The organism is Jidongwangia harbinensis (genome assembly GCF_020216025.1).
Classification (GTDB): Bacteria; Actinomycetota; Actinomycetes; order Mycobacteriales; family Micromonosporaceae; genus Actinoplanes; species Actinoplanes harbinensis.
In genome coordinates, this window is record NZ_JAIWNC010000028.1 from 1 (window position 1) to 20,599 (window position 20,599).

16 protein-coding genes and 3 pseudogenes are annotated in these 20,599 nt (G+C 65.3%); 6 read left to right on the forward strand and 13 right to left on the reverse strand.

The window, feature by feature from the left end:
* Window positions 1-75: 75 nt before the first annotated feature.
* Window positions 76-483 carry a hypothetical protein gene (locus LDL48_RS29690; protein WP_225257810.1) on the forward strand — a complete coding sequence of 136 codons (408 nt, stop codon included), beginning with the start codon at window positions 76-78 and terminating at the stop codon, window positions 481-483.
* Between the two features lie 59 nt (window positions 484-542).
* Here LDL48_RS29690 and LDL48_RS29695 read toward each other — a convergent pair.
* Window positions 543-650: pseudogene (locus tag LDL48_RS29695) on the reverse strand (IS5 family transposase); the annotation flags it as partial.
* 191 nt (window positions 651-841) lie between these two features.
* On the opposite strand from LDL48_RS29695, the pseudogene LDL48_RS29700 reads away from it, so the two are divergent.
* Window positions 842-1,039: pseudogene (locus LDL48_RS29700) on the forward strand (DDE-type integrase/transposase/recombinase); the annotation flags it as partial.
* A 73-nt stretch (window positions 1,040-1,112) separates the two neighbouring features.
* On the opposite strand, the gene LDL48_RS29705 reads toward LDL48_RS29700, so the two are convergent.
* The 4 genes from LDL48_RS29705 to LDL48_RS29720 are packed head-to-tail and all read right to left on the reverse strand — an operon-like array spanning window position 1,113 to window position 3,715.
* Window positions 1,113-1,910: a hypothetical protein gene (locus LDL48_RS29705; RefSeq protein ID WP_225257812.1), complete on the reverse strand. Its 798-nt coding sequence runs from the start codon at window positions 1,908-1,910 to the stop codon at window positions 1,113-1,115.
* 23 nt (window positions 1,911-1,933) lie between these two features.
* Window positions 1,934-3,097 (reverse strand): hypothetical protein, encoded by a 1,164-nt coding sequence (locus LDL48_RS29710; protein ID WP_225257813.1) that lies wholly within the window; start codon window positions 3,095-3,097, stop codon window positions 1,934-1,936.
* On the reverse strand, window positions 3,097-3,375 hold the full coding sequence (locus LDL48_RS29715) for a hypothetical protein (protein ID WP_225257814.1): 279 nt from the start codon (window positions 3,373-3,375) through the stop codon (window positions 3,097-3,099). The genes LDL48_RS29710 and LDL48_RS29715 overlap by 1 nt, the downstream gene beginning before the upstream one ends.
* Complete coding sequence (locus LDL48_RS29720; RefSeq protein WP_225257815.1) at window positions 3,368-3,715, reverse strand: SAV_915 family protein; 348 nt, start codon at window positions 3,713-3,715, stop codon at window positions 3,368-3,370. The genes LDL48_RS29715 and LDL48_RS29720 overlap by 8 nt, the downstream gene beginning before the upstream one ends.
* Before the next feature lie 1,090 nt (window positions 3,716-4,805).
* Between LDL48_RS29720 and LDL48_RS29725 the strand changes: the two genes are divergently transcribed.
* Window positions 4,806-7,385 (forward strand): NACHT domain-containing protein, encoded by a 2,580-nt coding sequence (locus tag LDL48_RS29725; RefSeq protein WP_225257816.1) that lies wholly within the window; start codon window positions 4,806-4,808, stop codon window positions 7,383-7,385.
* Between the two features lie 327 nt (window positions 7,386-7,712).
* Window positions 7,713-8,491 (forward strand): annotated as a pseudogene (locus LDL48_RS29730) (transposase family protein).
* Window positions 8,492-8,860: 369 nt separating this feature from the next.
* Here the strand turns inward: LDL48_RS29730 and LDL48_RS29735 are convergent.
* From LDL48_RS29735 to LDL48_RS29760, 6 genes are all read right to left on the reverse strand, one after another.
* Entirely contained in the window at window positions 8,861-9,124 is a 264-nt protein-coding gene (locus tag LDL48_RS29735; RefSeq protein WP_225257817.1) for an IS3 family transposase, read from the reverse strand.
* Window positions 9,100-9,432 carry a hypothetical protein gene (locus LDL48_RS29740; RefSeq protein WP_225257818.1) on the reverse strand — a complete coding sequence of 111 codons (333 nt, stop codon included), beginning with the start codon at window positions 9,430-9,432 and terminating at the stop codon, window positions 9,100-9,102. Before LDL48_RS29740 ends, LDL48_RS29735 begins: the two co-directional genes overlap by 25 nt.
* 789 nt (window positions 9,433-10,221) lie before the next feature.
* Entirely contained in the window at window positions 10,222-11,412 is a 1,191-nt protein-coding gene (locus LDL48_RS29745; protein WP_225257819.1) for an AAA family ATPase, read from the reverse strand.
* A 393-nt stretch (window positions 11,413-11,805) separates the two neighbouring features.
* Window positions 11,806-12,495, reverse strand: coding sequence for an NHL repeat-containing protein (locus LDL48_RS29750; protein ID WP_225257820.1), 690 nt, complete (start codon window positions 12,493-12,495; stop codon window positions 11,806-11,808).
* Between the two features lie 754 nt (window positions 12,496-13,249).
* On the reverse strand, window positions 13,250-14,368 hold the full coding sequence (locus LDL48_RS29755) for an IS630 family transposase (protein ID WP_225257961.1): 1,119 nt from the start codon (window positions 14,366-14,368) through the stop codon (window positions 13,250-13,252).
* 130 nt (window positions 14,369-14,498) lie between these two features.
* Window positions 14,499-14,813 carry a hypothetical protein gene (locus LDL48_RS29760; protein ID WP_225257821.1) on the reverse strand — a complete coding sequence of 105 codons (315 nt, stop codon included), beginning with the start codon at window positions 14,811-14,813 and terminating at the stop codon, window positions 14,499-14,501.
* A 135-nt stretch (window positions 14,814-14,948) separates the two neighbouring features.
* Here LDL48_RS29760 and LDL48_RS29765 point away from each other — a divergent pair, with 135 nt between their 5' ends.
* Complete coding sequence (locus tag LDL48_RS29765; protein ID WP_225257822.1) at window positions 14,949-15,566, forward strand: helix-turn-helix domain-containing protein; 618 nt, start codon at window positions 14,949-14,951, stop codon at window positions 15,564-15,566.
* On the opposite strand, the gene LDL48_RS29770 is transcribed toward LDL48_RS29765, so the two are convergent.
* Together LDL48_RS29770 and LDL48_RS29775 are read right to left on the reverse strand one after the other, a co-directional pair.
* Complete coding sequence (locus LDL48_RS29770; protein ID WP_225257823.1) at window positions 15,549-18,014, reverse strand: tetratricopeptide repeat protein; 2,466 nt, start codon at window positions 18,012-18,014, stop codon at window positions 15,549-15,551. The two genes, LDL48_RS29765 and LDL48_RS29770, sit on opposite strands and share 18 nt — an antisense overlap.
* A 911-nt stretch (window positions 18,015-18,925) precedes the next feature.
* A complete protein-coding gene (locus tag LDL48_RS29775; protein ID WP_225257824.1) occupies window positions 18,926-19,402 on the reverse strand; it encodes a hypothetical protein in 477 nt (158 codons plus the stop codon).
* 303 nt (window positions 19,403-19,705) lie between these two features.
* Between LDL48_RS29775 and LDL48_RS29780 the strand changes: the two genes are divergently transcribed.
* Window positions 19,706-20,512 carry a hypothetical protein gene (locus LDL48_RS29780; protein WP_225257825.1) on the forward strand — a complete coding sequence of 269 codons (807 nt, stop codon included), beginning with the start codon at window positions 19,706-19,708 and terminating at the stop codon, window positions 20,510-20,512.
* Window positions 20,513-20,599 lie beyond the last annotated feature (87 nt).

Consider the following 20,599-nt stretch of genomic DNA (forward strand, 5'->3'; position numbering starts at 1 on the left):
ACGCTGTGGGCCTCGGCGGCCAACCTCGTGCGCCGGCTGACCGGCACCAGCACCCCGTCCTGGCGGTGAACGGGCGTGAACACCACAACCATCCTCGACCTGATCGCCGCCCGGGAAGCGGCCGCGTCGGCTGCCCTCGACGACTTACGTGAGCAGCAGGCCAAGCTCGCCGCCGAGGTAGCCGGCATCGAGTGTGAACTGGCCGATCTGGCGACGACCCGCCAGACCCTGACCAAGATCCTCGAAAACGAAGTGACCGCCTCCGAGCCGGCCATCATCAGCGAGCCCTACCAGCAGATCCTCGCCGTGTTCACACCCGACCGCAGCGCCCTGCGCGCGAAAGACGTCTGCCTCGCCCTGGGCATCGGCACCGAACCCAAGGACACCGAAGGCATCCGCGCCAAGCTGAAACGCCTGGTCAACCGGCACATCCTGACCGAGACCCAACCCGGCCTATTCACCCTCACCCCGGAACGGGCATAACCTCCCGGACCGCCCTCTGAGAGGACGTCTGATTGACGTTGTTTGTGTGTTAAGTGGTTCTAACCGTATCGCCACGTTGGGGTGCTTTCGGCGGTGAGTCGTTTGGCGAGGTTGTCGATCATCGCGATGGTGATCATGCTGGCGGAGTTGTTGGGTCGGGTCTCGTATTATCCCGACGCTCTGGTTATCCCGAGCTGACCCGGTCTGGGCCGGGCAGCTCGGGATCTGGGTCCAGGTTGTTCGGGATAATCGGGTCTGTTCAGAGGCTGTCGAGGAAGGCCAGAACGGCGTCGGTCGGCTTGTAGCGTCCGGGTTTGGTGGCTGGTGGAGTGGTCCTGGCGAGGGCTCGTTCCTTCCGATTGAGGCCGATCACGGCCGGCTCAAGCGCCGGCTACGACCGATGCGCGGCCTCCAGACCGATCGGAGGGCCCAGGTGGTCATCGCCGGGCACGCCTTCGTGCAGAATCTGCGACGCGGCCACTACGACATAGCACTCGACAATCCGCCGGCCACACGACTCGCCGCCGTCTTCGCCGGACTCGCTCGAGTTATCTGACCAGCGGCGGCCGAAGATTCGTCGCGCTTGCCGAACAGATAATGCAACCTAGCCGCTTGTACTGCCCCGACCATCAACGGACGGCTTGATCGACACTGCGGAGTGCGGACCGCTTACCCGGGTGCTCGACGTAGAACTTGAGGGCCCGGTACGCGGGCAGCGCGTGGGCGCCGAGCCAGTAGGAGCGGGCGATCATGAAGGGTAGGGCCTGGCCTTCGAAGGTGACGAATCGGCCGGTGTGCCGTCGTTCTCGCGTGCCGGGAGTGGGCATGGCCCGGACCGTGATCCACGGGTTCCGGCCCTCCCGGGGCTGGACATCCACGACCGCGTCCCACGGAACGAAGTGCTCCAGGACGAGGGAGCGGTGGTAAATGCCGGTAGGGGTCAGCACGATCGTGCCCGGAGCCAGGCGCAGGAGTACGACGAGGAACCAGCCGGTGAAGACCGCGAACCCTCCCGCGATCGCGGCGACGATCCAGCCGGTCACCGAACCGGCGGCGGCCACCACCGCGGCGAATCCGCCGGCCAGCAGCACCACCAGTGCCAGCGTTACGGACAGCCAGTAGTACGGTCCGCGAGCGTACGGAAAAGCTAGCCCCTTCTCGCCCTTGTCGGTCTCTCCCAAAACCCGGACGTCGTCGGCCGGGCGGGGACTACGCAGACCGCTGATGGCGATGCCGGCGATGTGGGCGCCTAGGACAGCGCTCAGGCCGAAGACGACCGCCGGGACGGCGTCCCCGGTCACTGCCGTGGCGACTGCGGCCAGCGCCAAGCCGGCCGTGACCACCGTGAGGAAGGCTGCCGACAGCACCCGGACGGCGGTGCGACGCGGGGCCGGCCAGCCGGCGGGTGGGTCCTGGTTCTGATCCATCTCGGGTACGCCCTGTCGTGAAGTCAGAAGATACTGTTCCAGACCTTCTTCGCCGTGTCGCCGACCGCTTCGCCGGCGTCGGACACGCCTTCGCCGATCGCCTTGAAGCCGTCGTCGATCGCCTGCTGGGTGCCGTCCGGCAAGCGGTCGTAGGCGGCGTCGAGAGCCCCACTGGTCGCCATCCCGATGACGATGCCGGCTCCCGCGCCCACGACCGTGCCGACCGGCCCGCCGATCATGGTGCCCACTGCCGCCCCGGCGGCCATGGAGGCCATGGCGCCGCCGACACCGCTGACGACGGCCTTCCCGACGGGCTTGCCGGTATGGATGTCGTAGCCGATGTCCACCGCGGTGACGGCGAGGCCGATGACGGGAATGCGAGCCTCGATCTTGCTGCCGGCCCGCAGGGCTCTGCGTTCGAACTCGTCGGCCTCTAGGTACTTCTGCCAGGACGCGAGGTTGAGCGCCTTCGCCTCCGGCGATCCACCGCGCGATTTGAGATAGTTGTTGACGGCGTCCTCGGAGGCCGCCTTGAGCAGGTCGCTCTGCTTCTTCAGCTGGCTCACGTGCCGCGCGGCGAGACCGCCGATGACACCTTCGTTCACAAAGCCGGCGGCGATGATCACCGGCTTCTTCCGGAGGTCGTCCAGAGCGTTCTGAAGGGTGTCCTTGGCGAAGTCGCCGATACTGCGAGCCCACTTCGCCTGCGCCTCCGCCTGCGCGTATGCCGTCACCTTCGCCTGATGCTCGTGGTACGCGGTGACCTGGCCGTGGTACACCTGAGCCTGCTCCGGCGTCGCCGCCGCGGACAGCGCCGCCGGTAGCGTCGGGCCTGCCCCCGGGTCCAGGATGGTGGAGCCGGCCAGCGCAAGCCCGCCCTCCAGCGCGATGGCGCGAGCCCGCTGCATGCCGACCTGGGCCGTGGTGAGGTCGTCGGCGTAGGAGTTGAGCGACCGCCCCGCTCGTTCCGCGTCGGCGCGCAGGCGGTCGGCCTCGCGGGCACCGGCATCCAGTTTGCTGGAGAACGCCGGTCCGGCGTCGCCACGCCAGCCGCTCTCCGCCTCGTCCCGAACCTTGAACAGGTCGGTGACGGACTCACCGACCGCCGAGGCCAGCGACGCCGTCAGCCACGAGGCCGAAGCCCGGATGCTGGCCGGATCGCCCTCCAGTTGCGTGTCGATGGGCATCAGTACCCCCGGAACGTTTCCGCCGCCGCCTGGTCCCGGCCGGCGTAGTCCCGGCGGGCTTGGGCGACCGCCTCGCTGGCACCCTTCATCCCCAATACCAGATTGCCGGCGCTCTCGGTCAGGTGAGCGATCGCCGCACCGATGATTCCGGAGACCTCACCGGCGTCCGGCACACCCGGTGCCCTGCCGCCGACGGCATCGAGGGCGTCGGCCGACTCGCCCAGCCGGCCGGCTATCGTGTCCAGCGCACTCAGGTCCGCATCGGTCTGGTCAGCCATCGGCTTCGTCCCCGGTACGACGCAACTCCTCGGGAATGTCCAGATCGAGCAGCACCAGCTCGAAGCCGGTGATCGAACGCACCTGCTCCAGGTCCTTGGTGAGCATGACGGTCCACCGCTGGAACGGCCCACAGTGCGCGATCAACCGGTCCATCGCCGAATAGACCAGCAGCGCGAGTCGCCCGTCCCGTGTCACCCGGAGATCGATGGCGAGCTCGGCATCGGTCTCCGTCGGCGCACACGGGACATAGATGACCGGCGGGAAGGTGTGAGCCGGATCGTGCACACCACCGAGCAGCCGCTCGGTGTCCAGCGTGCCGCTCTCCGCAAAGCCACTCATAGACCGAAGTCTACGAAGTACACACCGCCTGACCTGCGTAAACTGGCCCTTCGACAACTTGCTCCTCGACCATACGCGCTACCCCCGACCCGGCGACGAACATGACGCCCCACTGCTTCGAACCTCGGCACTACGGCGTACGCCAGGCTGATGAATCAGACGGCCGAGATAAGAGGAGGGATACACGATCGCTGCCGTACCAGCCGACGCTTCAAGTTAGGCCTTGCATGGATTCGCCAGATCCTTGAAGTGATCTCGGACGTAGCCAGCTTCTTCTCCTTGTTCCCAGGTGCGAGTTTCATCGCTGTGCCGGGACGTGTAGAAGTCTTGAGACGTCCTTGTACCTAGGGTCCGGTGCTGCCTTCCTTGCCGGCAGTCTTTCCATAGCCGGTTGCCAGAGCGCGGAAGCCTTGGGCCACCGGTGACGTGAGACCCGGCCGTCCGTCGACTGTCGCCTCCGGGCGGCCGGGCTGTCACCCCGCGCATGGGAGGACGGCCAGTGGATCAGTCGTTGTGTACATCGCCGCAATTCCGAACGCCGTATATAGGCACGAGGCGCCGGAACATCCGCTTCAGTCCATTAAGAATTGCACCCTCAATCACGCGCAGTCAATGACGAGATCATGTAAGCCGATGTTTCATAGCCTCTGGTTACTGACCTAGCCGTTAACGCCGACCACATCTCCGTACAGGGACTCACCAATATCAGCCGTAGGATATCGCGGGCTGCGATGCAGCGCACGGGGCTCAGTAACGTCTATGATGATCGTCATCAGACTCGCTGACTCCACACCTCAAACCTCATGGCAAGCACTCATCCGAGTGATAGTTCCATCCGAAGTGCATGGCGTCGCTCAGAGTGGTGGCAGGCCCCGGCGGGTCTCTCAGTGCCAGGATGGGAATGATCTTTTCTTGGCGGTACGATCGTACCCCGCGATACTGAGCAGACAGGGAGGGTGTCATCGCGATCTCCGCCCTGGGCCTGGCAGCCGGCAAGGCTGCAACGCACGCGGCCACAAAGGCATTGACGCTTCTGGTGTCCCGGAAACTGATCACTCCACGGCAGCGGGCGAAGGTTGCCGAAGACGCTATGCGCATCCTGTCAACCGATCCTTCTGTAGCAGCGGGCCTCCCTAGTGAGAATTTCGTTAACGAGCTATCAAGCGTTCAGATTCGATCATTTATCGATTTTGTCGAATCAGCCCAATTCGGTCAGACTGTAAAGCAGGCAATGATCATGCCACGCAATGAGGAAACCACTTCCGCGCTGCGTGAACAGCTGCGTAGCGGTCTGCGGCATCGCCAAGCGTTCGACAGAGGCCAGCTGTTCACCGCGACGGATGTTCTGGAGCAAGTGGTGCACAGCGCCGTTGAGGCGATCACCCGTGCCTCTTCGCCCGGTTTCCAGCGAGACGGCTGGGCAGTGGTTACCGCCGCAAGCGTCGCCGCATCGGCGGTGCGCAACGGCGAACTGCTCGCAAGCCTCCGATCGACCTCGGAGATTCACAGCTTCGCCGAAATGCTGCGTAGTGCGGCCCAATTCGGGCATAGCAAGCTAGAGGTGGCGGCGAACGGCGCCCGCAGGAAGGTGGAGTACTCGCAGCTGTACGTCCCACCGGACTTGGCGTACTCACGGGTGCCCGCGCCAGGTTCACTTTTTGAGGGCTATGGCTCGTTGTCGGTCTCCGAACTGCTCGATCTGGAACGCAACTTGGTGATCCTTGGTGACCCAGGGGCAGGTAAGTCCACTCTAGCCGCGAAGCTGACGCACGATCTGGCGGCCGACGTCTACGAACGGCATCGCGGCCAGGTGCCCCTACTGCTCAAGGTCCGAGACTTCTCGCAGGGCATCCGCACCGACCACGAACCGCTGATGCACTACTTACATGCGTCGTGCCGGCGTCCCAGAAACTTGCTTCCTCCGCCCGGGGCGATCGAGTACCTGCTGCTGAACGGTCTCGGCACCGTCATCATCGACGGCGTCGATGAGCTAGGTGACAGTTCGGCGCGGGAATCGTTTTTCGACCTCGTGCAAGGTTTTGTCCATCTCTATCCGTTGGCCCGGGTGATAGTCACCTCACGGCGGGTGGGGTACGGCGAAGCCTCGCTGGACCCCAGCCTGTTCTCAACCTTTGAGCTGAGACCGTTCGACAGCAGCCAGGTAGCCGAGTACGTCGTACGCTGGTTCCGGCTGGACACATTCGGTGATGACAACGAGGCCGAGATACTAGCCGACGGCTTCATGCAACAAAGCGAACTGGCTTCCGACCTGCGGTCAAATGCGCTGTTGCTGTCCCTGTTGTGTTCGCTGTACTCAGCGGTCCGCTATATCCCCACAAATCGACCGGAAATTTACAACAAGTGCGCGAACCTGCTCTTCGAGAATTGGGATCGGCAGCGGGGGATCGAAGTTGCCCATCGCTACGAGTCGCATATCCGGCCGGCGGTACAGAAGATGGCGATCCACCTGTTTCGCGACGCGCAGGGCCGTCAGGCCCTGCCTCGCAGTGAATGGATGCAGTTCCTCACTAGCTACCTCCAATCGCGACGTTTCCCTAACGTACTCGATGCAGAGCTGGCAGCCTCGGACTTCCTCGACTTTTGCGCCGGGCGAGCGTGGGTCATAACCGATGTCGGATCCGACCAATTTGAACCGCACTACGGATTTGTTCACCCCACATTCCTGGAATACTTCACCGCAGCGCAACTAGTCAAAGAGCGCCCGCGTCCGGCTGAGGTATTTGGCAAGATCGAGCCGCATCTCGGCGACGTATCGTGGCGCATGGTGTCCCAGCTAGCCGTACAAATCCTGAACGACAGCTTCGACGACGGGGCCGATGAGTTGATCAAATTCATGCTGATCAATCACCGGGCGCGAGCTCGTACCCGGGCTGGCCAGGACGTCTACTTAAACTTCATCGCCTCGCTAATGGAGGTCGTTGCTCCACACAACGACAGTCTGGAGGATGCAGTAGGACGGATCGTGACGGCCTCGTGTCAGGTCCCGGTGGCGGAGCGCTTCACCACCCCCACTGAACCGGCGCCGCGAAAGTACGATCCGGTCGCCGCGGTCGGGCCGGTCGACGAGCCGTTCCTTGCACTGCTCGGTGTGACCATGGCGGAGAACGCCGAGCGGATCGCCTCTGCGATCGCGCGCAACCTATGGGCCTGCGCCGCCGACCCGTTAGCCCACCCGTCTGTCGGGCCGTTGTGGGTGGCTCTCCAACAGACGATTTGCGACAGCTTTGAAGTCGCCCGGACAGCGGCCGAACTACTCTCAGGCCAGCGCGTTCCAGCCGTCGTGAGCGACTGGCGACGCCAACTTCAATGGCCGGCGGCAGGTGACCTTGCAACCGGCGGCATCGCGGTGCTGTACCGGCAGATGTACTGCCTGGGTGTCCTGTCACCGACCCCGCTCAACGAAATGATTCACGAATTCGAGCGTGCCGCCGACGCCCCTACCGCACAACGGAGGGTTGCCCGGCGGATCAGCTTACAACTTCGTGATTACCTAACGTATTTGAATGCGCACCCCGACGAGCGTGCAGCGCTCGACCTATTGCCGAGTGAGATGCCCGAAGACACCTGGGTGCTGATCGTTCAGAATCCTGACTGGCTAGACTCAGAGGCCCGGCTGTCCCTCAAGTCCCTTCTCTGGAGACCACGTTAACGACACAGCCACCACCGACCGCTGTGCACAGCGTCAACTGCATCCTTGGGTGCCCTTGCCCAACGGCCACATGATGACCTGACGTCTTCGCGGGCTGGTGCCCCCGATGATATGGACGTGCGTTCCGACCGCCGGCGCACGGACACACCTCGAAGGGCGCAACAGCGTGGTTGCTGTTCGCGCGGTGAGCGTGCACGAGCAGTGAGCCTTTTTCATCGTGACGGCGCAGGTCACGGGCAGTGCGGGAGGCCGGTGTCCATGTAGGACGAGGCTCCCGGTAAGACAGCAAATCGACCAAGATCAGATGCCCCAACCGGGAGCCTCGCTGTGCTGTCTTACCCTGCCGCGATTCCGTTGTCCACCCGCAGCCTGAACCACCTCGCCGTCCTCATCCGGGCACACCGTGAGCTGCGGCGATCCCGATGGCGGCGCCTCGACCCCGGCCGGCAGGCCCTGCTCGCTCTGGCCCACCTGCGCAACGGTGACACCCTGACCCGGCTCGCCGCCGGGTTCAAGATCGGTGTCACGACGGCCTGGCGCTACGCCCGCGAGGCCATCGACCTGCTCGCCGCGACCGCCGACGACCTGGCCACAGCGATGGACAGGATCCGGCTGCTCGCCTACGCCATCCTGGACGGCACCTTGATCTCGATCGACCGGGTCGCCGACCAGAGGCCGTACTACTCCGGAAAGCACAAGCGCCATGGCATGAACGTGCAGGTCATCGCGGACGCGACCGGACGTCTCGTTTGGGCCTCGGCCGCTCTGCCCGGCTCGACGCATGACCTGACCGCCGCCCGCACCCACAGCATCATCGACGCGCTGACCAGCGCCGACGTCATGACTTTCGCCGATAAGGGTTATCAGGGTGCCCACGGCAGCGTGCGCCGTTCAAGCGGCGCCGCTTCCGGCCGAAGCTGTCACGCCGGCAGAAGACGGTCAACCGGGCGCACGCGAAGATCCGCGCCCGCGGTGAACGCGCGATCGCCACGCTCAAGACCTGGAAAATCCTGGCCAAGCTGCGCTGCTGCCCACGCCGCGCGACCGCGATCGTGCAGGCCATTCTCGCCCTGCACCACGTCGAAGCCAACCGCTACGCAGGATGAAAAGGGCTCAGTGTTGTAATGGCGCAGATGCCCAGCCAGCACCCCGTACAACTGGCGCTCGCTCCAGATCAGCGTCCAGTCCACACACTCGAACCCAACCGTGCGCACCCAGCGCTCCGCGTACGCATTCGCGCGAGGCGCCCGCGGCGCAATCTTCACCACGTCAATGCCCACCGCAACCAATACCGCGTCGAACGCGGCGCTGAACTTCGCATCCCGATCCCCGATCAGGTACCGCAACCGGCGTGCCTGTTCATCCAGTTCCATCAGTAGGTTCCGGGCCCGCTGCACCACCCACGCCCCTGTCGGGTGGGCGGTGATCCCCAGCAGATGCACCCCGCGTCGTTGAACGTCGACAACGAACAGTACCTACAGCCGAGTCAGGCCAACCGTTTCCACGGTGAAAAAGTCCGTCGCCAGCAGACCGCCGGCCTGAATGTGCAGGAACTGGCTCCAGCTCGGGCCATTACGCCGCGGTGCCGGCCCGAGACCATGCCGGCGCAGGATCCGCCGTACCGAGGTCGCCGAGACCCGCACGCCGAGGTCACGGCACTCCCCCACGATCCGCAGATACCCCCAGCGAGGGTTCTCCTGCGCCAGTCGCACCACTAGCGCGACAATCTCCTCGTCCACACCGCGCCGGTCACGACCGGAGGCGGATAGGTCCACCGGCGGGCGATCAACTCCCGACGCCATCGCAGCAGCGTCGCGGGTGTGACCAGGAAGACCGCCCAACGCTCCCGCGGCAACAGCTTCGCCAGCACAGCCAACAACATTCGGTCCGCCGGTGTATACCGCGGACGCGTCACCTGCCGGGCCAGCACCGCAAACTGATGCCGAAACACCGCGATCTCCACCGCATCCGCGTCCGGTGTCGGACCACAGCCCAACACCCCCAGAACCCGCCGAACGATCAACAACGCGACCGTATGAACCACCACACCACCAAGCCTGCCCGACCCGGGTCTCCCCAGGCCAGAGTCCTCACCCTGAAGTGGCACCCAACAGGCGCCCCTTCCGCCACTCGAATCGTCGGTGCGACGGTGTCGAACGGAAGCGCACGGTCGGTGACTCGTCGGGAGCCTCCTACGGCAGCGCGCTAAGAGCGGTGCGGAAATCTGAGAAGGAAGCGTTAGTGCCTTCGGGCTTGTCGAGGACTTGCAACTCGCGAACCTTGGCGAAGATCCCGGGAGCATCTGACTCTCTATAGTCGCGATACCTGTTGTTGCGGACAGCGCGTCGGAACTCCTCCTTCGCGTTCCTGATAAGTCCGGTGTTACGACCCATGTACCTCTGAGACAGTTTCCAATGTGACCGGTAGGCCGACACTGCAGTTGGCCACAGAAAAAGCCACGCTTCCATTTCCCATGCGGGCGTAACCGCAGTTACATCAAAACCTTCTGCGCGGAATGCCGTTTCAATCTCCTTGGCATCACCTACGTGAGCTGGAGTTACCGCGTCGCAATCCCGATGCACGAGCACGCACACCACGGAGGAAGTCGCCATCTCAGCGCGTATGACATCGCACATTCCGGACACGTGACTTCGGACGCTCTCCGGATTGGCGCCTTTGCTGAAGACTGGAGGTCGGCGAAGCGGCTTAACAGCGCCTGCGAACGTCGGAACAGCCGCCAATACGACCTCACGGATCGATCTGGTGTCGTTTTCATCTTCGCCGAATATTAAGATTGAGGATGCCCGGTCCCAAGGACCTGCGCGTCGGCGAGAACTCATAATGGCGTTCCGCCGAGCGATCCAGAGAACCACAGTTCACCCAATCCCAATCGCCCCTCAGTAGCCGCCTCCTTGAGCCGGATTTCCTCAGGGTCGGCCGCAGGAAGGATTGTTGACCCATCCTCCGATCGCTCACAAACTAGCAATTCTTCGGGCTTAAGCCGGTTCACGAGTGCAGGTGAGTGCGTCACGATGAGCAGTTGGGTACGCGTTGACGCCTCGCGCAGCCTTTCAACAAGCCTGTCCAACACGTAGGGATGCAATCCGTGATCGATTTCCTCAATGCAGGTCAATTGCGGCGGGTGCGGGTCGTACAACAGGGCCAAGAGCGCAAGTACCCGTATCGTGCCATACGATGTATCTGCCAAGTAGGTATTCGAACGCAGGCCTCGCTCAACCAGCTTCACCGCCATGGATGGCGCGGGCCCATCGATTCCCTCAAGCTCAATAGATTCCAGGCCCGGAACCATTGCACGAGCATCGTCAAGGAAGTCGCCATATACGTCGTCGTCCTTCATCAGTTGCATGATGACAGACGCGAGATTGCCCGCATCGGGAGAAAGCGACCGTTTCGAGATGCGCGACGGCTGTTTGGCTGATTCGACATCAGGGTTGAACACCCGAAAGTTACTGAAGAGTTGAGCCACACGATCAATCTCCTCGCCCCCCTCACTCTTGGGGAGTTGGCGGAGAGCGGCGAGTGCCAGAGTGTTGGTGCTCAGATGTAAGCTCTGTTCCGGATCCTCGGACCCACTTGTGACCCGGATGAATTCAGCCTTCCCACCACTAACCGTGATACGGCGACCTCTACCAGCTGTACGCTTAAACGTGAATTGCTCTTGGCGTACCAGTACGCGACGCTCGCGTGACGCTCGCCGCGTCCAAAATGACAGGCGGTACTCATCAGGAGTCTTCTCGTGACTATAGCGCGTAACGTTGGCCTTGACCTCGATCGCCACCGCGCCCGTAGTATCGCCTCTGAAGCGCACACGATCGTAACCGCCGCGGCGTTCAAGCGCCGACTGTAGATCGTGGCGCGCGGAGTCGCCGAGGAAGGCAATAAGGTCAAGGAAGTTGCTCTTGCCCGCTTGGTTGGGCCCCACGAGGACATTCAAGGGTTGGAGTTCTACGGATACCCGTTTGAGACTCCGAAAGTTCTGAGCGCTTACGGACAGCAAGGGACGCACGTGACGAGCCTACATGCATGAGCAGACGTAGCGCTCTAAGCAGCGAGGACCTGACTGCCTGCTGCACGCTGAACGAACGTCGCCGCGGCAGGTTAGAGCCCGGCGCCCGCCCTGACCGACAGGCACGACCGGCCGGCCGCAGCGCGGACACGCACTGACGTAGATTAAGGCAACGAGTCGTGCCGACGATTGCGGTTAGTTAAGAGTCGGCACGGCAAACCCGCACGCGACAGGGCCGGATTCCTCCCGCACGGTCGACACCAGCCCAGCCGGGCCAGCACGCTCACCCCAGGCTGCAGCACCCGCTCCCGGCGTAACCGCGCCCGGGCATGCTCGAACAGCGCCACTGCGCCCTCGGCGTGACGAGCGTGCAACAGAGGCGCCCGCCGCCGATCAGCCGGTCGGCGTCGTGGTCGTCGGCGGCAGCTCGAGCACTTCGCCGGGATAGATCAGCCCGGGCCGTCCGGACCTGATCCGGTCTCGGTTGTCGGTGATCAGACGATGCCAGTATCGGGCGATGTCGGCGTCGTTCCACGCGGTTGCCGGGGCGCGTGGACCCTGCGCGTGGGCGATGCTCCACAGGTTGTCGCCCGGCTTCCGGATCGATCCCCCTGGTCTGCGCGACCAGAACGGTGCCGTCGGCCCGCACGGCGAGCCCGTGGCGCCGGGGATCGTGGCGAGCGTGCCGTCCGGGGCGATCCGGCGTACGGTCCCGGCGTCCCGATCCGCCGCCAGCAGGTTGCCCGCGGCGTCGAAGACGAGGTCGCACGGCGCCCGCAGGGCGGCGGCGACCGCCGGGCCGCCATCGCCGTCCGAGCCGTTACCGGCCACCGTGGTGATGATGCCGCCGGCGTCGATGCGGCGGATACGATGGTTACCGGCGTCGGACACGTTGCCCGCCGGGTCGACGGCCGGTCCGCCACGGTCGTGCAGACCCGACGGCAGATTCAGTTCCGTGCCGGTGGCCGGGCCGCCGTCACCGGAGTAGCCGCGGGTGCCGGCGCCGGCCAGAATCACTTCGTTGCCGGTGCTCAGGTCGACGGTCAGGCAAGTGGACGCGAACCCGGGTGCTGGTCGACTCAACGCGGCGGGAATGTGCCCGCCTGTACAAGCGCTGCACCTACAACGCCACTCGTGCGCTGGCCAGGATGATGGAACTGGAGAGGGGGGCCGCTTCACGCCGGGCTAGTTGCGGCATCCGTGAGCGCCGTGCACGCGATTATCGAGCCTCCGGACGGGAGCCGACTCGCTAGTTCAACCGCCTCTACCAGGGAGCTTGCAGGGTTCCTTCAATTCCGAGAGCACTGCCCCACTCCCGCTTTGACCAGCCACCAAGGTCACCAAGGCAAAGGTCCGCGGGTCAAGCGGTCCAGGAGCGCCATGCGGACCCCCGGATGAGGCCTTCGCTGCCTTAACGAAGCAGAAGTCTTGGACTTGAGCTGCGGAATCGCACAACCGAGGCAGTTCAGGCGACCTTGGCCTCCTCCTTTGACCCCCAGTACTCAGATCGGTCAGCGGCATGCTCATGCGTGTCTTCCCTGGTCGTCGTCCAGCATACCTGGGCGAGTTCAAGGGCCTACGTCTATGACGTGTTGGCCACACCGGCAACGACGTCGGTGGACGCCCCCCCAATTCGGCCGGCGCGGGCAGTGGACCAGAGGAGACGGTGAGATTGTGGGAGTTGGAACGAACAGCTTCAGCAATCCCGTGCCGAGCAGCCCCGATACCCGGGTGTGTTTGGGTCGGAGCGGTCGTGTGGCTTAGGTTAGGTCGCGAGTATCAGCTCAACGAGTGAACTTTCGCTAGTGCCGTGACCAAGAACGTTTGAGGTGTTGGGTCACGCTGCTCGTGCGGCTGGTTGGCCCCAGCGTCGTTGTCGTTCGCTGCGGATGCGAGCGCGTTCGCGGCGTTGCGCGGCCAGGACGTCGGGGTGGCGGGCGTTGGCGTTACGCCAGCGCAGGTATCGGTGAAGGTGGCGGGTCAACGCGACGTGGTTCGGGTGGTTCGAGCCGACGATCACGAAGGTACGCAGTGGCCCGAACTGGGCCTCGATCGGGTTGGCCCACGAGGCGTAGGTCGGGGTGAAGCACAGCTCGACCTTGTTCCGGGCCGCCCACGTGCGGATCTTGGTGCCTTTGTGTGCGGACAGGTTGTCCAGGATCACGTAGATCGGCGCCCCGTCCGGCCGGGCTTTGCGGATCGACTTGAGCGCTGCCAGGGTGTTCGCGGCGCTCTTGCGGCGATGCACGACACCCCAGAGTTGGTCGTCACCGACCGAGTAGCAGCCGTGGAACTGCCGGACGCCGTGCAGCTTGTGATAGTTCGCGGGCAGCCGTTTCGGATGCGCGGCCGGCGCCCACCCGGCGCCGGTCTGCGGACGGATCACCAGCGGGCCGAACTCGTCGAAGGCGAACACCCGCAGCGGGAAGCGGCTGCTCACGTACTCGATCCGGGCGAGCTTCACGTCGCGGTGCGCGTCGTTGGACTCCTTCCATGTCTTGGTCCGCTGGAAGGTGATCCGGTGGCGGTGCAGGATCTGCCGCAACCGTTCCCGCCCGATCTCAATCGGGCGGGTGGCCTGCGCACACAGGTAGTCGGCGAGCTTTCGGACGCTCCACCGAGTGAACGGCCGCCCCAGACTCTCAGGGCGGGTGTTGGCCGTCGCGACGATGAACTGCTGATCGTCAAGACTGATCTGGCGGGGACGGCCACCCGCCCAGCGAGGGTCCAGGCTGGCCATCCCCAACTCGTTAAACCGGTGGATGACCTGCCGAACCGTGTCCTCGTCCGCCTGCACCAAACGAGCGATAGCCGGCACGGTGTTCCCTCCGGCCGAGGCGAGCACGACCATCGCCCGCCGTAATCGGATCGGTGAACCGGTGCCTCTGCGCGTGATCCTCAGCAGCTGCTGACCTTCCTGGTCACCGAGCCGCCGCACGCGTACGGGATCTGCCACCGTCACAGCCTGAACGGCTAAACACCGCCCGTCCTTCAGGCCGAACGGCGTGTCACCCAACACCGCGAACGTTCGTGGTCACGGCACTAGTTGACGTGTCGCATGATGCGATGCGATAGGCCCCTGACGGTCAGCTCACGTCCTGCGGGACGGGCCATGCCCACTGCTTGGAGCGGACGAACAGCACCCACGGTAGCTCGATCTTGTTCTCACCGCGGTCGGGCGCGCGCGAGCACTCGAACTTGTCGAGGCACTCGTAGATGTCCATGTAGGTGAAGTAGTAGTCCCGTGGTGTTTGATAGCACCTGACGATGAGCCTCCAGACGGGGTCGGTAAGTTCTCGGGGCCGCGTCTTCGGCGTCAGCTGCTCGATCATGGCACTGAGGTGCTCCGGCATGTACGGGTTCTCGGGAACCATGGGCGCCTCCCCGGTGAGAGTCTCCACCTCGGAAGCTACGGACGGCCTCGATACGGGTCCATGACACGTTGTGACAGGATGATGACGTTCCGGCGGCATGCCACTGCCTATTTAGGCGCGCCGCTCTGTCCGTTCCGGTCCGCGGATGTCTAGCCTTCCCCGGTGCTGCATGTCGCCGTGCTCGACCCGCTCCCCTTGTTCGGCCAGGGAGCGGCGACGGTGCTGGCCGCGGCCGGCCACGAGGTGCAGGTTCCCGAGGACGTACGCTCCTGGGCGGAATCCCGCCGTCCCGCCGTCGTCCTGCTGACGTTGCTCGCCGGGCCCGACTGGGGGCTGCTGGTCCCGCTGCGCGACATGCCGGAGGTCGCGGTAATCGCCGTGCTGCAGGACCTGCACCCCGCGGCGATCCGGGCGGTGCGGATGGGCGCACGGTCGGTCCTGCTGCGTACGGCGGGTCCCGCGGCCCTGTTGCGAACAGTGGAGGCCACGGCGGACGGGCAGGCTGTGCTGCCCGCCGAACTGCTGTCCATGTTGGCCGACGCACCGCAGGCCGGACCGGCGACCTTGTCGGAGGAGCGGCTGTCGTGGCTGCGGCGGTTGGCAGCGGGGTCCACCGTGGCGGACCTGGCGGACACGGCCGGCTACTCGGAGCGGGCGATGTACCGAATCCTCAAGCAGATCTACCGGGACATGGGCGTGAGCAACCGGATGCAGGCGGTGTTGCGAGCCCAGGAGCTCGGCTGGCTGCCGGGGGAAGGGAGTTCAGTCCGTGGGGCGTGAGGAGTTGCTGGCCAGGGCGTCGAGCAACGGTTGCAGGCGGCCGGGCGGTTGCGCGTACCCCGCAAGCGTGTTCAAGAGGAAATCGCGGCGCGCACGCAGGACCGAGGCGCCGCAATCGGGGGTGACCAGATATTCCAGGGCCGCCTCCGGCTGGGGGGAGAGCGCGGCGATCGCGAATCCCAGCATGTCGCGGGCGCCGCGGTCGTTCTCGTCCCGGACCCGTTCCCCGGCCTCGTCGGCGAGATCCCGGAAGAGGTCCGCCGCCTTGGCGGGGTCGGACTTCTGGTGCAGCAGCGCGTTCAGGGCGGGCACTGCCAGGGCGCTTCGCGGCGCCCGGTACGGCTCCGCATCTTCGATGTGCCGGCGGGCCTCCTCCGGTTTCCCGGCGTAGAGGGCAGCCCAGCAGAGAGTCGTGCGAGCCTGAAGGACCACGACGGCGTTGTTGGTCTGCACCGCCTGTTCCAGCGCGGTGGCCGCCTCGTCGCCGGCACCTCCGAAGGACCCGGTGGCGAGCAGCCGGTCCGCCTCGGCCTCATGGCAGGCGGCCAGATGCCATTCGCTGTCGCGGGCAGCTGCCCGGGCACGCCGGATCAGGTCTCCCGCCGCACCAGTGTCGCCGGTCTCGACGCGCCACCGGGCGATCCGCAGCAGCAGCCCGATCGGCTCGCCGTCGGCGAGGGCGAGCGCCTCGTTCGCACGGGCGAAAGCGCGGTCGTACTGACCCCAGCGGTGGTGGCATTCGGCCAATTCCTTCAGCGCGGCTCGCAGGACCGCCGGCAACTGCTGCTGGCGCGCCTCCTTCCGGGCCTCCTCGTAGTAGTTGTAGGCGAGGTCGGCGCGCCCGGACAGCCAGTAGTAGGTGCCGAAGTTGTAGCGGATCGTGGCCGAGATCTCGGGGTGGCTTAGCTTGTTGGCCTCGTCCAGCGCCCGCCCGTAGGCAATGTTCGCCGCGTCGAAGTCGCCGACCGACGCGTACGCGTGCCCCAGCTCGTTGTCGTTGAGCATCTCCAAGCCGGGGATGCCGATCTTGCCCTGCATCGTCTTCCGCTCGGCGAGCAGCAGATGACCACAGTTCCACCGCTTGAGGACACCGGTCATCGACTCCATCGCAGCGTACGCCATCGGATAGCGCCGGCCCTCCATCAGGACCGCGACATACGCGAAATGCATGCGCAGGTCGTCGAGCGAGCGCGGATCTGCCGGCAGCCGCGACCGCAGCACCTCCGCGACCCGACGCAGGAGCGCGGACCGTGCCGCCGGGGCAACCGGCAAGAACCAATCGGCGTCGGCGAACGTCAGGCAATACCCGTCATCGATCCGGCGGACGAGCTCGTGCTTCTCGAACCTTTGCAGGGTCGCGATGACCACCGACGGGGCGACCGGCGCAGTGATGGTCGCGGCGATCGCGACGGCGTCCATCGTCGTCCGGAAAGCGGCCACCGCCTCGATCACCTCACGGGAAAGGTCCTCGAGGTTCTCCACCAGGATTCCGGCGAGCCGGCGTGGCATGGTCAGCGGATCAAGGCCGACGATGGTGTCCGCGACCACGTTGATCCCGAGGGCGCGGCTTGGTTCGGCGAGCGCGACGATGGCAAGCATCAGCTGGCCGCATCGCGGATTGCCGTTGAGCCGGTCGTAAAGGACGGCGTGCCGTGCCTCCGGTATCTTGCCGAACTCCGCGTCGCGATCCGTCAGGAACTTCCTGAACTCCGCGCGTGGCAGCTTGCCGATCGAAGTCGCCGACTCTTGCGTCCACAGCCGCGGGCCGGACGAATCCAAGGCGTCCCGGCTGACCAGGACAACCGTGGCGCGATGCAGCTCGTGCCGGTAGATCGCCTCCAGCGCCTCGTCCACCTGGAGGTCGACGTGGTGCCGCCCGTCCGGGACGGCCAAATGCTCGGCGCTCTCGATCACGATCACGATGCGGGTCAGCCCGGCGTTGCGCAGCGCGAGCCGCAGACGAGCGAGTCGGGTCTCGCCGGGATGAAGTTCCGCCGGTTCATCCAAACCCTCAAGATCACCAATTAGAGTGCGGACGTCGAAGCGCAGCCCGGGAGTTAGAACGTGCCGGTACACGGTCAGCGACACGCCGGCCTTCTCCAGATCGCCGAGCACGCTGTCGACGACCTTTGTCTTGCCGAATCCGGCCAGGCCGACCACCCGCACCACACCCGGCGGCAGGTCGCGCTTAAACAGGTCGTACAGGCCGTCGTACTCCTTCTCGCGGTCCAGCAGGGTCGGGTCGCGGGTCGGCGCTGTCGCAGTGGCGGGAGGCGCCGGGGCCGGGACACCCGCACCTCGGAACGAGAGGATCAGCGACAGGGTGCCTGTCGTCATACCGACGATCCAGCTCATCACCTCGACCCAGGGCCAGACGCCCTCGCCCGGATCGGTGAACGCCTTCCACCAGTCGAAACGGAAGCCGAGAATCGCGAACGCGGACAGCACGGTAACCGATGGGAGCCCGTACAGCATCGACCGCTGTCTCATTCCGTCATCATGACGCCCCAGAGAGTGAACGCATAGAGCGGAGCACGGTGTCGGTCCCGTCCGGACGGTGAACAGGGCCCGATGACGGGCGCGGCGGTAGTTGCAGTTGCCGGGCATTGCGCCCGCTCTCGACGACCCCGCGTCGCCGACCTGCCGAACCACATCCGCACTGGCGCGCGCAAACTCTGGAGGGCCGTGACCGATTCTGGAGGGTTGTCTCATCGTTCGGTGCCCCACCGCCCGAGTCGCCGGCGCGATCAATCGCCCGGGAGCGTACGGAGCACGCCGGCCCGGCATCGGCTCGGCAGTACGGGTCAGCTGCGAGGTTGTGCCCCCCTCCCCCCTCCCCCTCCGCGGCGCGGAGCCGGCGCCGGGCCGAGTAAAAGAGTCCGTCCCTGCGGGCGCCCCACGGCCCCTAATACCTGTCGTCGCCGGTGGGGTTCGCGTCCCCGGATCGACACATTCCGATGATTCCTGCCTGGTGCAGTTCTGGCCGACCGACAAAACCTGCGCGCCTACGGACTGCAGCCGTCGGCGCCTAGGAAGGCGCCAGTGTTCGAGCTCCGGCGTTGCACCCGCTTACCGTTCTGCCGGGTGATAGCTGTGCCGGCGTCGCCGCCGATTCGCGTTAACCATCGGGCGGCGTCGCAACAGCCAGGTCAGCCCCAAACGGCCAGGGGTTGGAGGCAAGGCTCGACCCCATGTGGCCCGCACGAGTGCGCCTGCCCAATCTGGCAGTCAGGAATCACGCTGGCACGGATGCACCCGGTCCCGCCAGCGCATGGGAGCTCAGGCCCGAGAGACGGTTGCCAGACTCGTAGCGGACGAACCGACTCAATGAGTTTTTAAGCGACTTCGAACGCCGCGTGTCAGCCGGTTTCGGCGCCACCAGTCTTCGGGTCGGCTTCGTGTCGCTGAGTTTCAGCGCCACTCGCGCGGACCGCTCCGCGGCTGTAGGCGAGCCACACTGTCCAGTGGAGTAGCTGTTCTCGTTGTCGCCGTCTGGCCCGCCGGAGGGCATTGAAGTCGGCCAAGGCGATGTCGAGGCGACCGAAGGCAATCTCGGGCCGGGACCCAGTCGGTGGGTTCCAGTCGTTGACGTGGACGACCAAGCACCTCCACGAAGCCTCCGGGGTGCCCTCGTACCAGTAAGGGAGTAAGGCGAAGATCTCCTGACCTCGCGGGTGGAAGTCCTTTGCCTGTCGACTGAATCCGCGCTGCTCGGCAGTGCTGATCAGTTTTGTCAGTTCGTCGTTGGAGACGACGCGCAGGTCAGCGGGCACGGGCCAGCCGAGCCAAGACTGCACTGCCTTTCGCTTGATGCTAAGCCCGCGCAGCCGGATCAAACCTTGCCTCCTTGATCGGCATGTATGTTCTCACGCTCTGGATCGCTCGTATGGGCCCTGACCTTGGATTTGATACCGAGTTTGAGCGCCACCGGCTGGCGGACCCGATCGGGTGGATTCGATGTCAGCGAGTTTCAGCGCCACCGAGAGTGGTGGAAGCATCGGCTGGTCGGGACGGAGGTCCGCCGATGCCGCGGATGTCGAAGGTCGAACTGTTCGCGGCGATCCGCAGGGACTCGCGGGCGGGCATGTCCGGACGGGCCATCGCGACCAAGTATCGGGTCAGCCGGCACACGGTCAGCGATGCTCTGGCGTCTGCGTGGCCGCGCGAACGCAAGCCCTTTGCCGCCACGGCCCTCGGTGCTGGATCCGTTCAAGACCGTCATCGACGACATCCTCCGGGCGGACCTGGACGCGCCGCGCAAGCAGCGGCATACCGCGAAACGGATCTTCGATCGGCTGATCGACGAACACAGCATGCAGGCCGTCTCCTACCAGGTGGTCCGCGGTTACGTCGCCGAACGCAAGCCGAAGATCCGGGCCGAGGCCGGCCACGGCCCGGTCAATGTGTTCCTCCCGCAGACACACCGGCCGGGCGAGGAAGCTGAGGCCGACTTCGGTGAGATCGTGATCAACCTGCGGGGTGAGCCGGTGACCTGCATGTTGTTCTCGCTGCGGCTGTCGTTCTCCGGCAAGACGGTGCACCGGATCTTCGCCTCGGGCGGCACCGAGGCGTTCCTGGAAGGCCACATCCACGCGTTCACCACGCTGGGCGGCGTCCCGACCGACAAAATCCGCTACGACAACCTGAAAGCCGCGGTCGCCCAGGTACTCGGCTTCTCCCGCCAGCGAGTAGAAACGGCCCGGTGGACCGCCTTCCGATCCCACTACGGCATCGAAGCCTTCTACTGCCAACCAGGGCTGCAAGGAGCGCTACCCCATTATTCGGCGGTCATCGAGCGCGGTTCCAAGCGGCGAGGCAGCCGAGGCATCCAGGACGGCCCGCTCAGCGCCACAGCGGCCGCTCGGTCCGTCGTATTCGGAGACCCCGGCTCGGTGTTGGTCGCCGCTCAACCTCGTCCCGTTCGAGGGCTGTCCCCATTGTCGTGAGGTGCTCCTGGGGCACGATTCCCCGCCGCCTGTTCATGAACCGCTCGTGCGGTGACGCAGACAGACTGGGCAGAACGGGTGGGGAGG